Origin of the sequence: Acidovorax sp. 93, from assembly GCF_003633835.1 — a bacterium.
GTDB lineage: Bacteria > Pseudomonadota > Gammaproteobacteria > Burkholderiales > Burkholderiaceae_C > Acidovorax > Acidovorax facilis.
This window is the reverse complement of record NZ_RBIT01000001.1, coordinates 4,152,170-4,165,229: the sequence shown is the minus strand read 5'-3', so window position 1 is coordinate 4,165,229 and position 13,060 is coordinate 4,152,170. Positions and strand designations below refer to the sequence as shown.

The following is a 13,060-nucleotide window of genomic DNA, read 5'->3' as shown; positions in this document are numbered from 1 at the left end:
CAGACGCTACGCCCGGATTTCCGGGCTGGCTGGTTACGCTGGCGGCCATTCATCCAGAGCTTTCTGGATCTTTCGGAGAAAAATCATGAGTCTTATCGTTTCGCCTTCCACCAACACTTCCGCCGTTCCTGTGGCACAGGCTGGCGCCTTTGGCGGCGCGGCCAGCCCTTCCCTCAAGTGGCTGTGGGTCGCTATCGGCGTGCTGGGCGTGAGTGTGGTGGCGCTGGGCACGACCCTGGTGGTGCAGAACGCGGGCAAGTCCGCCGCCGACGCGCAACCCTTGGCCATGACGGCGCAGCCTGCGTCAGGAGCGCCAAGAGCTGAGAATTTGCAACAAAAACCGGCGCCAGCGCTTTTTGATAATAGAAATATTGCTACTAATAGTGTAGCAAATCAACCGCCCGCAGCTTCGCAAGGTTATGCCGGGCAACCCCCGCAGCAATACCAGCCACAGCAGCAGCCACCGCTGCGCACTGCCACACAAGCTCCCCTGTGTGCCACCTGCGGCCGCGTCGAGTCGGTGCAAGCCGTGCAGCAGGCGGCCCCGGCCACAGGCGTGGGGGCGGTGGCGGGCGGTGTGCTCGGGGCCGTGGTGGGCAACCAGGTGGGCAAGGGCTCGGGCCGCACGGCCGCCACTGTGCTGGGCGCCGTGGGCGGCGGCTATGTGGGCCACAAGGTGGAAGAGCGCACGCGCACGCAGACGGTCTACCAGATCGCGGTGCGCATGGAAGACGGCTCGGTGCGCCGCTTCACCCGCGCACAGCCCACCGCCGTGGGCACGCCCGTCGTGCTGCAGGGCAAGGGCTTCCGCGTGGACGATGGCGCCGCCATGCGCGCTGAAGAACCTTACCCGCGTGCACAGCCCGGCGCGGTACGAGTGGCGGACACGTATTGAGTCGACCGCAACTCCCCCAAAAAAAGCCCGCTGATTGCGGGCTTTTTTGTGGGATGAGCGTGGGCTACAGCACCACGGGGATCTCGGTCGCGGGTGGTGTGTTGCGGCTGCGCCCGCAGCGCACCAGGCCGTCGATCATCACCATGCCGATGCCCGGGATGTCGCCCAGCTGTACGCTTTCCAGCAGCGTGGCGCCAGCCGTGTGCTGGGCGCGGTCCATGAAGACGAAGTCGGCCGCGCGGCCTACCTCGATGAGGCCGCAGTTCAGGTTGCGGATGCGCGCCGTGTTGCCCGTGGCAAAGCAGAACACCAGTTCGGCGGGGATGTCGGCAAAGCTCGATATCAGCGCAATCATGCGCAGCATGCCCAGGGGCTGCACGCCCGAGCCAGCCGGGCCGTCGGTGCCCAGGATCACGCGGTGCGGGCACTTGAGCTCGATGGCCGCCCGCGCGGCCTGGATGGCGATCTTCTCATTGCCGTTGTGCACCAGCTCGATCGCGCGGGACGACTTCTCACACAGCTCGCACACGTGCTTCCAGGGCAGCGCGGTGTGGCCGCCGTTGATGTGGCCGATCACGTCGGCATCGGCCTCCAGCACCACGTCCTTGTCGATCAGGCCCGATCCGGGGATGGACGGGCCGCCCGTGTGGATGGTGCTCTGGATGCCGTGCTTGCGCGCCCAGGCCACCATCTCTTTGGCCTCGTAGCCCGCCTTGACGGAGCCCAGGCCCACTTCGCCCAGCAGCGTCACGCCGGCGTCGGCCAGGTCCTTGAAGTCCTGCTCGGTCATTCCTTTTTCGATGACCGGGGCGCCCGCGATCACCTTCACGCCACCGGGGCGGAAGTTGTCGAACGAGCGCTGCGCGGTGATGGCCAGGGCCTTGAGTCCCACGATGTCCTTGGGCCGGCCGGGCAGGTGCACCTCACCGGCCGAGACCATGGTGGTCACGCCGCCGTTCATGGTGGAGTCGATCCAGCCGATCTGGTTCTGGCGCGGCGTCCAGTCTCCGAACACGGGGTGTACATGGCTGTCGATCAGGCCGGGCGCCACGCAGGTCTGGCGTACGTCGATCACGGTGTTGGCGTGGTCGGTGTCGCAGTCCTTGTAGCGGCCCACGGCCACGATGAGGCCATCATTCACCACGATGGTGTCGGCGTCGAGGATGGGCCGGTCCAGGTCGCCCGACAACAAAAGACCGATGTTCTGGATGACGACCTTGCCCGATTTGCCGCCTGCTGCTGCTTCTGCCATGGATTCTCCTCGTGGGGTGGTGGGCGGGGCACCACGCGGCACCCCGCAGGGAAAAATCTCTAGTTGATTCAGGCCGCTGCGACCCTGCCCTTGGGCAGGCTGGGGCCGGGCGCCACAGTGCGCAGCACGCTGTCGATGACAAACGATTCCCAGTGCGCCAGCGCGTCGGGCGTCTCCAGGTCTTCGCCCAGAAAGGCCGACAGCGTGTGCCGGTTGGACATGTAGAAGTAGCCCGTGGCGGCGATCAGCAGGTACACATCGCGCGCCGACACGTCCTTGCGAAACAGCCCCTGCGCCTGGCCGCTGTCGAGCACGCGGCGGATCACCTCGATCGCAGGGGACGAGTATTCGCGGGCGCGCATCGACTTGGAGATGTGCTTGCCCTTGTGCAGGTTCTCGGTGTTGAGCAGCGTGATGAACTCGGGGTTCTTGCGGTAGTAGCCCACCACAAAGCGGATCACGGCCTGCAGCGCTTCCACCGGTTTGGCGGTGTCCAGGTCCAGTTTGGATTCCGCGTCGTTCATGCGCCGGTAGGTTTCCTCCAGCACCTCGATGAACAAACCTTCCTTGCTGCCGAAGTAGTAATAAATCATCCGGTCGAAGGACTTGGCCGCCTTGGAGATTTTCTCCACGCTGCCGCCTTCGTAGCCGTAGCGGGCGAACACCTTGGTCGCCGCCTTCAGAATGTTGTCGCGCGTGGTCTGTGCGGCCTGTTCGCGCACGCCCGTCTTGCGGGCAGAGGCTGCGCGGGGGGACGCGGTCCGGGTCTTGGTGGGAGTGGCAGACATGGCGGGTCCTGGTGGATGAGGCGGTCCCCCGGTGCGGGGGCCGCCGGGGGATCACTGCTCTGCGAACGCGCGTTCGATCACGAAGTCGCCAGGCTTCGTGGTGTTGCCTTCCTTGAAGCCACGCTCTTCCATCATGTGCTTGAGGTCGCGCAGCATCTCGGGGCTACCGCAGATCATCACGCGGTCTTCCACGGGGTTGAGCGCGGGCAGGCCCAGGTCGCGCGCCAGCTGGCCGTTTTCGATCACGGTGGTCACACGGCCCTGGTGCTTGAAGGGCTCGCGCGTCACGGTGGGGTAGTACTTGAGCTGCTTGGTGACCATCTCGCCCAGGAACTCATGCTGCGGCAGCTCCTGCGTGATGTAGTCGTGGTAGGCCAGCTCCTTCACCTCGCGCACGCCGTGCACCAGGATGACTTCCTCGAATTTCTCATAAGTCTCCGGGTCGCGGATCAAGCTCAGGAACGGGGCCACGCCCGTGCCGGTGGACAGCATGTACAGGCGCTTGGCGGGCAGCAGGTAGTCGATCAGCAGGGTGCCCGTGGGCTTCTTGCCGACCACGATGGTGTCGCCCACCTTGATGTGCTGCAGGCGCGAGGTCAGCGGGCCGTCGGGCACCTTGATGGAGAGGAACTCCAGGTGCTCTTCGTAGTTGGGGCTCACGATGCTGTAGGCGCGCAGCAGGGGTTTGCCGTTTTCGCCACGCAGGCCAATCATCGTGAAATGCCCGTTGGAAAAGCGCAGCGCGGTGTCGCGCGTGGTGGTGAAGGAGAAAAGGCGGTCCGTCCAGTGGTGGACCGTCAGGACGCGTTCGTCAAGAAAGGCGCTCATGGTGCGTTAGATGGAAAAGTTGGAAACAAATAAGAAATCTGGCTGAAGCTGGCTCAGATTCAGGGCCCCAAGCGCTCTACAGCGCAATGTTCAGGCCTGAAAGCTTGTGGCTCACAACCCTCCATTGTTCCGCATCTGGCAAAGCCGCTTTTCTTTTGGTGATTGTGGGCAGCGTGGGCGCCAGCTTTTTGTTGAACTGCAGGAAGATTTCCATGCCCTCGGGCAGGTCGTCTTCGGCATAGATGGCGTTGGCCGGGCACTCCGGAATGCACACCGCGCAGTCGATGCATTCGTCCGGGTCAATGACCAGGTATTCCGGCCCTTCCTTGAAGCAATCCACGGGGCACACATCAACGCAGTCGGTGTACTTGCACCGAATGCATGCGTCCGTCACAACGTGCGTCATTTTGGGGCTCCTCGTGCACCGTTTTTGGGGGTGCGAAAACACCATTGCAGAGTCTGGTTGATTCCGCTACATTGACATCAAATGTAGTGTTCACAACATTTAAGTTAAGTGAATGCTACACAAAATGCAAAGCGCATACAAGCACTTGCAACAAAGCAATGAATGGGTTGCCACGATGACTGAACACACCAAGACCGATGGGCTGCCGGGCATGGATGCGCCAGATCTACCGCAGGTGCTCGAGCGCGCCCGGCCCCGCAACGAGCGCATGAACGCTGCCAAGGTCGAGTGCAATGCGTGCCCGGTGCTGTGCCAGATTTCCGAAGGCCGCGCAGGCGCTTGCGACCGTTACGCCAACCAGGCGGGCGTGCTGGTGCGGCTGGACCCGGTGGTGCTGCTGCGCAAGACGCTGAAAGCGGGCGAGGCCATGCTGGTGCCATTTGCGGGCCGCGCCGAGGCTGCAGAAGGTGCAGGGGAGGAGGTGGCTTCAGAACCCGCATGGAACGGCGATCTGCTGCTGTCTGAAGAGGTGTTCGTGACGGGCGTGGGCTCATCCACCACCTACCCCGACTACAAGCCAGCGCCCTTCATCGTGGGCTCCAAAACCGATGGGGTGGACATGGTGACCGTGGTCACCGAGGGCATCTTCAGCTACTGCAGCTTCAAGGTGAAGATCGACACCGATCGATTCCTCGGCTCCGAGCAGGCCAACGTGCGTTGCAAGGGCGAGGTGGTGGGCCACGTGACCACGGCGGAATACGGCTCGCAGATGCTGTCGCTCGGCGGCGTGCACCACCTCACGGGTGGCACCAAGAAGGAGGGCCGCATCACCGCTGAGATGATGCAGGCGCTGGGCAACAAGCAGGCCGTGGAGTTCACCATCGACGGCGGCTCGCAGCTCGTGATCCAGGCCGGGCGCGCACCCATCGTCAACGGTGTGGCCGAACAGCGCATGCGCGTGGGCTGCGGCTCTGCGGCCATTGGTATCTTTGCGCGCCAGTTCTTCGGCCATGCCGACGAGGTGGTGGTGGTGGACGACCACATCACCGGTGTGCTTACTGAACACCAGGCGGGTCGCTGTCTGGACATGAAGCCTTCGGGCATCCAGATGCGCGGGCGCAAGTCCACGCCGGGCCGCTATTTTCAGGTGGCGAACCCGGGCACCGGCTGGGGTGGCACCGACATTGCCGACCCGCTGTCCATCATTGAGGGCTGGGACGAATCCGTCGCCTGGCCGGGGTTGCGCCTCTTGATGACCTCCACCACGGGGGAGCACGCATCCTGGTACGTGCTGGACGAGCAATTGAATCCGGTGGAAGCCCAGATGCCCGTCGAGGTGCGCCGCATCGTGGACCGCATCGGCGAAAACTGCGAGCCTTCGCTGGCGTCAGTGTTGTTCCTCGGCGGAGCCGGCGGTAGCCTGCGCGCAGGGGTGACAGAGAACCCGGTGCTGCTCACGCGCTCCATCAAGAACGCGCTGGTCAACGTGACCTGTGGTGGTGCCCCCGCCTATGTATGGCCGGGCGGCGGCATCACCGTGATGGCCGACGTGCTGCGCATGCCGGACAACAGCTTTGGCACTGTGCCCACGCCCGCCATCGTGGCACCCATCGAGTTCAGCATGCGCCGCGCGGACTACGAAGCGCTGGGCGGGCACACCGAACAAATTCGCAGCCTGCGCGAAGTGCTGGAGCGCGGTGCGTGGCACAACGACGGTGCGCCGCAGGCGCGCGTGTGGCAGACCTTGCCTGCGGCCAATCCGTGGCCGCTGGGCCGCCCACCCCTGCTAGGCTGAGTGAGCCGCGCTGTGAACGCTTGCCGCAAACTCCTTTCCGACGGCCGCTGGCACTTCCAGCATGGCCCGATGGACCTCATCCTTCAGGCCGAAGGGGCGCGCGACGCCGTGGCCCACGCGCACGAGCGCGCCTGGCAACGTTTTGAAGGGCTGCTGCAGGAACTGGTGAGTGAACTCCCTGGCCTGCGGGCGCCGGTGGGTGCGCGCTGCGCGTTGCAGGGCGTGGTGGCGCGCCGCATGTGGGCCGCCTGCAGTCCCTACCGTGCGGGCTTCATCACATCGATGGCGGCGGTGGCGGGTGCGGTGGCCCAGGAAATTCTGGCGTGCTACGACCAGCAAGGCATAGACCGCGCCTGGGTCAACAACGGCGGCGACATTGCGCTGCACCTGGCGCCCGGCCAGTCGGTCACGGTGGGGGTGTACGCTGATATCGCCGCGCTGAATGCTGCACAGTTGCGCAACGGTTTGGTGCTGGATGGGCAGATCCGCATCGACAGCGCTATGCCGGTGCGCGGTGTGGCCACCAGTGGGTGGCGCGGGCGCAGCCAGTCGCTGGGCATTGCGGACAGCGTCACGGTGCTGGCGCGCACGGCCGCGCAGGCCGATGCGGCAGCGACCATTGTGGCCAATGCGGTCAATGTGCAGGACGCGCGCATTGATCGCATGCCCGCGTGGCTGGTGCGGGACGACAGTGACCTGGGTGCCATTCCTGTCACCGTGGATGTGCCTGACTTGCCCGAAGAGCAGGTTCGCCGGGCTTTGCAGCAGGGGTTGCAAAAAGCGCAAGAATTGCAGTCCAGCGGCCTGCTGTGGTTTGCGCTGCTGGCGTGCCAGGGGCAGTTTCTGGCGACCGCAGCACCGCAAGCCCTGGCCGGTGCTGTGTGGCCCCCACAAGCGGTGATGAAATCGGTAGTTGGTTCAGTATTTGCTTAACGAATTGCACAGGTCTCCAAAATGATCCAGATACGACGCGTTTTCACCCATCTTGAGGAAATCCGGCACGAATTCGGGCCGGTGGCTGAGGTGCCGCTGCTGCGTGGTGCCATCGGCGCGGTGCTGACCAACCCGTTTGCGGGCCGGTACGAACCCGACATCTTGCCCATGATGGATGCCCTGCAGGACGTGGGGCTGGACATGGCCCAGCGTCTGCTCAAGGCCATGGCTGTGCCCGCCGAGCGCATCGAGACCTATGGCAAGGGCGCCATCGTGGGGGCAGCTGGCGAGCTGGAGCACGGTGCGCTGTGGCATGTGCCTGGTGGTTATGCCATGCGCGAGCTGCTGGGCTGGAAGGGTGACCGCAACGCCTACGCCAAAGGCCTGGCCGAAGAGAAGACCGGGCAACCCGCCAATGCACTGTCTATCGTGCCTTCCACCAAGAAGGTGGGCGGCCCGGGCGCGGCGCTGGATGTGCCGCTCACCCACATCAACGCGAGCTACGTGCGCAGCCATTTCGATGCCATCGAAGTGCGGGTGCCCGGCGCACCCACATCGGATGAAATCGTCTTCATCCTGGCCATGTCCACCGGCGCTCGCATCCATGCACGCGTTGGAGGCCTCAAGGCCGCAGACATCAGCCAGTGGAACGGCCTGCGCTGATCCAAACCCAAGGAGATACCCACATGTCCGTCAAGATCCGCAAGATCATTGTTCAAACCGACGAAGTCCGCGTGGAGATGGGGCGCGACGTACAGCCGCCTGTGCGCAAGGCCCTGGCCATGGCCGTCATCGAGAACCCCTGCGCGGGCCGCTATGTCGAGAACCTCGACGAACTCGTGGCCATCGGTGAAGAGTTGGGCGCACTGCTGGGTGCCCGTTGCGTCGCAGCCCTGGGCATTGAACCTGGCCAGGCACAGAGCTACGGCAAGGCCGCCATCGTGGGCGAGGCGGGCGAGCTGGAACATGCCGCCGCCATCCTGCACCCCAAGCTGGGGGCGCCACTGCGTGTGGCGGTCGAGAAAGGCGCTGCCCTGGTGCCGTCCAGCAAGAAGATCGGCGGCCTGGGCACCGCCATCGACGTGCCCCTGGGCCACAAGGATGCCGCCTATGTGCGCAGCCACTTCGACGCCATGGAGGCCCGCGTGGCCGACGCCCCCCGCGCCAACGAAATCGTGGTCGCTATCGTCGTGACCGACAGCGGCCGTCCGCTGGCACGCATTGGCGGCCTTCAGGCCTCCGAAATCAAAGGCGAGGATGGACTGCGCTGATCTGAGCGCGCACTACCATCCCGAGCAGTCTCACCAGTTCCCCTTCCCCAACCCACCTTTCAGGAGTTTCCCCATGACGATGCGACGAAACCTCATGCGTGCCACGGCCGCAGCCGCGCTGGCATTCACGCTGGCCCCTGTGGTGCACGCCCAGGATGTCATCAAGATTGGCGAGATCAACAGCTACAAGGCGCAGCCCGCCTTCCTGGAGCCCTACAAGAAAGGCATGGAGCTGGCGGTCGATGAGATCAACGCATCGGGTGGGGTGCTGGGCAAGAAGGTCCAGCTCGTCATCCGCGACGACAACGCCAACCCTGGCGACGCCGTGCGCGCTGCCGAAGAACTGGTGTCGCGCGAAAAGGTCGATGTGCTCACGGGCTCGTTCCTCTCGCACATCGGGCTGGCGCTGACCGACTTTGCCAAGCAAAAGAAATTCTTCTTCCTGGCCGGTGAGCCACTGACCGACAAGATCGTCTGGCAAAACGGCAACCGCTATACCTACCGCCTGCGTCCCTCCACGTACATGCAGGTGTCGATGATGGTGCCCGAGGCAGCGGCCCTCAAGAAAAAGCGCTGGGCGCTGGTGTACCCCAACTACGAGTATGGCCAGTCGGCCGTGGCCACGTTCAAGCAGCTGCTCAAGGCGGCCCAGCCCGATGTGGAGTTTGTGGCCGAGCAGGCGCCCCCGTTGGGCAAGGTCGATTCGGGTAGCGTGGTGCAGGCCCTGGCCGACGCCAAGCCGGATGCGATCTTCAACGTGCTGTTCGGTGCCGATCTGTCCAAGTTTGTGCGCGAAGGCAACACGCGTGGCCTGTTCCAGGGCCGTGAAGTGGTCAGCCTGCTGACGGGCGAGCCCGAATACATGGACCCGCTCAAGGACGAAGCGCCGAACGGCTGGATCGTCACCGGCTACCCCTGGTACGGCATCCAGACGCCTGAGCACAAGGCCTTTCAGACTGCCTACCAGGCCAAGTTCAATGACTACCCGCGCCTGGGCTCCATCGTGGGCTACAGCGCCATCAAGTCGCTGGCCGAAGGCATGAAGAAGGCCGGCTCCACCGACACTGAAAAACTCGTGGCAGCTTTCAAGGGCTTGCAGGTGCCCACGCCGTTTGGCCGCATCACCTACCGCCCCGAGGACAACCAGTCCACGATGGGCGGCTATGTGGGCCGCACCAAGAACGAAGGCGGCAAGGGTGTGATGGTGGACTACCGCTATGTGGATGGCAGCAAAGTCCAGCCCTCGAACGACGAAGTCAAGAAAATGCGCCCCGCCGACTGACGGCCGCGCAAGGCCGGGGAGGGCTCCCTCCCTGCCAACTGCCCCTGATCTCTGAACCATAGCGCAGGCGCCGACCTGCAGGGATGGACCTTGCCGTGACCCCGAAGGATGTGGAATGAGTTTTTCGAGTTTTATCGTTCAGCTGCTCAACGGACTGGCGGGGGCCTCCTCGCTGTTCCTGGTGGGCGCCGGGCTGTCGCTGATCTTCGGTGTCACGCGCATCGTCAACTTTGCGCATGGCTCGTTCTTCATGGTCGGCATCTATGTGGCCTATTCGCTGGTGGCCAAGCTGGGCACCGGCCTGGGCTTCTGGCCCGCGCTGCTGCTGGCGGCGGTGGTGGTGGGGGCGCTGGGCGCTTTGGTGGAGGTGGTGCTTCTGCGCCGCATCTACAAGGCGCCCGAGCTGTTCCAGCTGCTGGCCACGTTTGCGCTGGTGCTGGTCATCAAGGACGCTGCGCTGTGGTTCTGGGGGCCGGAAGAACTGCTGGGCCCGCGCGCGCCGGGGCTGTCGGGCTCGGTCAACATCCTGGGGCGGCAGTTCCCTTCGTATGACCTGTTTCTGATCGTCGTGGGCCCGGTGGTGCTGGGCCTCTTGTGGCTGCTGCTCACCCGCACACGCTGGGGCACGCTGGTGCGCGCTGCTACGCAAGACCGCGAAATGGTCAGCGCCCTGGGCGTGAACCAGGCCTGGCTGTTCACGGCGGTGTTTGCCCTGGGCGCGCTGCTGGCGGGCCTGGGCGGTGCGTTGCAGTTGCCGCGCGAACCCGCCACGCTGGAGATGGACCTCAACACCATCGGCGCAGCGTTTGTGGTGGTCGTGGTGGGGGGCATGGGCTCCATTCCGGGCGCCTATGTCGCGGCCCTGTTGATCGCCGAAATCAAGGCCATCTGCATCTGGCTGGGCGTGGTGGACATCTTCGGTTTCAGCGTGTCGTTCTCCAAGCTCACGCTGGTGGTGGAGTTTCTGGTGATGGCCGTGGTGCTGGTCTGGCGCCCCTGGGGCCTCATGGGCAAGCCGCAGGGCGTGAGCCGCAACACCGGCCTGCCCGAGGCGCCCCTGCGCCAGCCCGAGCGCTGGTTCAAGCTCGGTGGCGCGGCGTTGGTGGTTGCGCTGGTGCTGTTGCCGTTGCTGACGACGGGCTCGCCATACCTCACGGTGCTGATGATCGACCTGCTGATTGCCGCGCTGTTTGCGGCCAGCCTGCACTTCATCATGGGCCCGGCGGGCATGCATTCGTTCGGCCACGCTGCGTACTTTGGCCTGGGCGCCTATGCCGCAGCGCTGCTGGTGCGCTCGGCGGGTATCCCCATGGAGCTGGCGCTGGTGCTGGCGCCGCTGGCGGCGGCGGCGGGCGCGCTGCTCTATGGCTGGTTCTGCGTGCGCCTGTCGGGCGTCTACCTGGCCATGCTGACGCTGGCGTTTGCCCAGATCACCTGGGCCATCTGCTACCAGTGGGACGGCTTCACGGGCGGCAGCAATGGCCTCACGGGCGTATGGCCTGCCGAGTGGCTGTCAGACAAGCGCAACTACTACTACCTCACGCTGGCCCTGGTGGTGGGTGGTGTGCTGCTGTTGCGCCGGGTGCTGTTCTCGCCGTTTGGTTATGCGCTGCGGGCAGGGCGGGATTCCGTGCTCCGTGCCGATGCGATCGGCATTGACGTCAAGCGCATGCAGTGGACGGCTTTCGTGATCGCAGGGCTGTTTGCGGGCCTGGGTGGTGCGCTATTTGCGTTCTCCAAAGGCAGCATCTCGCCCGAGACGCTGCATGTGGGCCGCTCGGTCGATGGCCTCGTCATGGTGCTGCTCGGCGGCATCCAGACGCTGGCGGGCCCTGTGGTGGGCGCCGTCACCTTCACCTGGCTGCACGACACCGTGGCACGCAACACCGACTACTGGCGCGCCATGCTGGGCGCCATCATCCTGATCCTGGTGTTGCTGTTCCCGCTGGGTATTGCGGGGGCCATCAAGCAGATCTTCGACAACAAGCGCGAAGCCAAGAACATGAAGGAGGGCACGGCATGAGCCTGCTCAAAGTCTCTGGCCTGGGCAAGTCCTTTGGCGGCGTCAAGGCGGTGGATGGCATCCACTTCGAGCTGGCTGCCGGCGAGCTGCTGGCGCTGATCGGCCCCAACGGCGCGGGCAAGTCCACCACCTTCAACATGGTCAACGGCCAGCTGCCTGCCGATGCAGGCTCCATCCAGCTCAATGGCCAGGAGCTGGTGGGCCGCAAGCCGCGCGACATCTGGCGCATGGGTGTGGGCCGCACTTTTCAGATCGCTGAAACCTTTGCATCGCTCACGGTGGTGGAGAACGTGCAGATGGCACTGATCTCCAACGACAACCGCCTGTTTGCAATGTGGCGCAAGGCGGCCGACCACAAACGCGACGAGGCCCTGGCGCTGCTGGACCAGGTGGGTATGAAGTCGCAGGCCGACCGCCCCTGCAGCGTGCTGGCCTATGGCGATGTGAAGCGCGTGGAGCTGGCGATTGCCATGGCCAACGCACCGAAGCTGCTGCTCATGGACGAGCCCACCGCCGGCATGGCGCCCAAGGAGCGCAACGAACTCATGGCGCTTACCAAGCAACTGGTGATCGACCGCAACATGGCCGTGCTCTTCACCGAGCACAGCATGGACGTGGTGTTTGCCTATGCCGACCGCATGATCGTGCTGGCGCGCGGGCGCCTCATTGCCGAGGGCAAGCCGCTGGAGCTGCGTGACCACCCCAAGGTGCAGGAGGTGTACTTCGGCACCGGCAAGACCTTCGAGAAAAAAACGGCAGCCGCTGCTGCAGAGGCCGCATGAGCATGACGACCAACGAACCCAAAGAGCTGCTGCTGCAGGCCAAAGGGCTGCAGGCCTGGTATGGCGCGGCGCAAATCCTGTATGACGTGGACTTGGACGTGCGCCGGGGCGAAGTCGTGGCCCTGATGGGCCGCAACGGCGCCGGCAAATCCACCACGCTCAAGACGCTGATGGGCATGCTGGCCAAACGCAAGGGCCAGATCCAGTTCATGGGCAAGGACATCTCCAAAAGCGACCCGCACGATGCCGCGCGCCTGGGCCTGGGCTTTGTGCCCGAAGACCGCCGCGTGTTCACCGACCTCACAGTGATAGAGAACCTGGAGGTAGGCCGCCAACCCGCCCGCACCTGGCCCCACGGCACGGCCGCCCCGGTGTGGACGCCCGAGCGCCTGTTCAAGCTCTTCCCCAACCTGGGCGAGATGCCCCAGCGCCCCGGCGGCCGCATGAGTGGTGGCGAGCAGCAGATGCTCACCGTGGCGCGCACGCTCATGGGCAACCCGTATCTGGTGCTGCTGGACGAGCCCTCCGAAGGCGTGGCCCCGGTCATCGTGGAGCAGATGGCGCACATGATCCTGGAGCTGAAGGAGCAGGGCGTGAGCATTCTGCTGTCCGAGCAGAACATGCACTTTGCCGAGCTGGTGTCCGACCGCGCCTATGTGCTCGAAAAGGGCCAGATCCGCTACCAGGCCAGCATGGAAGAGCTGGCCGCCAACGAAGAGGTGCGGCGCGCTTACCTGAGCGTGTGATGCACGTGCGCAGCCGTGCGATGTGGTGCGCCGCACACGGGTGCTGTTGGTTACAAAAA

General features: G+C 64.7%; 13 protein-coding genes. 9 read left to right on the top strand and 4 right to left on the bottom strand.

The features are described 5' to 3' along the window. Positions 1-85: 85 nt before the first annotated feature. On the top strand, positions 86-895 hold the full coding sequence (locus C8C93_RS18990; RefSeq protein WP_233559508.1) for a glycine zipper 2TM domain-containing protein: 810 nt from the start codon (positions 86-88) through the stop codon (positions 893-895). Positions 896-959: 64 nt separating this feature from the next. Here the strand turns inward: C8C93_RS18990 and C8C93_RS18985 are convergent, their stop codons facing one another. The 4 genes from C8C93_RS18985 to fdxA all read right to left on the bottom strand — a co-directional run bounded on the left by C8C93_RS18985 (position 960) and on the right by fdxA (position 4,169). Next, positions 960-2,147, bottom strand: coding sequence for an amidohydrolase family protein (locus C8C93_RS18985; protein WP_121507906.1), 1,188 nt, complete (start codon positions 2,145-2,147; stop codon positions 960-962). Positions 2,148-2,215: 68 nt separating this feature from the next. Continuing rightward, complete coding sequence (locus tag C8C93_RS18980) at positions 2,216-2,935, bottom strand: TetR/AcrR family transcriptional regulator (protein WP_121507905.1); 720 nt, start codon at positions 2,933-2,935, stop codon at positions 2,216-2,218. Positions 2,936-2,986: 51 nt separating this feature from the next. Then, the gene (locus C8C93_RS18975) at positions 2,987-3,763 is read right to left on the bottom strand and encodes a ferredoxin--NADP reductase (protein ID WP_055398734.1); all 777 of its coding nucleotides are present in this window, start codon (positions 3,761-3,763) and stop codon (positions 2,987-2,989) included. A gap of 76 nt (positions 3,764-3,839) precedes the next feature. Beyond that, positions 3,840-4,169 (bottom strand): ferredoxin FdxA, encoded by a 330-nt coding sequence (fdxA, locus tag C8C93_RS18970; RefSeq protein ID WP_056057161.1) that lies wholly within the window; start codon positions 4,167-4,169, stop codon positions 3,840-3,842. 175 nt (positions 4,170-4,344) lie between these two features. On the opposite strand from fdxA, the gene C8C93_RS18965 reads away from it, so the two are divergent. The 8 genes from C8C93_RS18965 (at position 4,345) to C8C93_RS18930 (ending at position 13,001) form a co-directional block, all read left to right on the top strand. After that, complete coding sequence (locus tag C8C93_RS18965) at positions 4,345-5,964, top strand: 6-hydroxynicotinate reductase (RefSeq protein WP_121508877.1); 1,620 nt, start codon at positions 4,345-4,347, stop codon at positions 5,962-5,964. A 12-nt stretch (positions 5,965-5,976) separates the two neighbouring features. After that, positions 5,977-6,897 carry a UPF0280 family protein gene (locus tag C8C93_RS18960; RefSeq protein ID WP_121508876.1) on the top strand — a complete coding sequence of 307 codons (921 nt, stop codon included), beginning with the start codon at positions 5,977-5,979 and terminating at the stop codon, positions 6,895-6,897. Between the two features lie 21 nt (positions 6,898-6,918). Further along, a complete protein-coding gene (locus C8C93_RS18955) occupies positions 6,919-7,560 on the top strand; it encodes an amino acid synthesis family protein (RefSeq protein ID WP_121507904.1) in 642 nt (213 codons plus the stop codon). A 23-nt stretch (positions 7,561-7,583) separates the two neighbouring features. Beyond that, positions 7,584-8,168 carry an amino acid synthesis family protein gene (locus tag C8C93_RS18950; RefSeq protein WP_121507903.1) on the top strand — a complete coding sequence of 195 codons (585 nt, stop codon included), beginning with the start codon at positions 7,584-7,586 and terminating at the stop codon, positions 8,166-8,168. 73 nt (positions 8,169-8,241) lie between these two features. Next, positions 8,242-9,450 (top strand): ABC transporter substrate-binding protein, encoded by a 1,209-nt coding sequence (locus C8C93_RS18945; RefSeq protein ID WP_121508875.1) that lies wholly within the window; start codon positions 8,242-8,244, stop codon positions 9,448-9,450. A 115-nt stretch (positions 9,451-9,565) separates the two neighbouring features. Continuing rightward, on the top strand, positions 9,566-11,473 hold the full coding sequence (locus C8C93_RS18940) for an ABC transporter permease (protein WP_121507902.1): 1,908 nt from the start codon (positions 9,566-9,568) through the stop codon (positions 11,471-11,473). Continuing rightward, on the top strand, positions 11,470-12,255 hold the full coding sequence (locus C8C93_RS18935; RefSeq protein ID WP_055398725.1) for an ABC transporter ATP-binding protein: 786 nt from the start codon (positions 11,470-11,472) through the stop codon (positions 12,253-12,255). Before C8C93_RS18940 ends, C8C93_RS18935 begins: the two co-directional genes overlap by 4 nt. A gap of 2 nt (positions 12,256-12,257) precedes the next feature. Further along, positions 12,258-13,001, top strand: coding sequence for an ABC transporter ATP-binding protein (locus tag C8C93_RS18930; protein ID WP_121508874.1), 744 nt, complete (start codon positions 12,258-12,260; stop codon positions 12,999-13,001). Positions 13,002-13,060 lie beyond the last annotated feature (59 nt).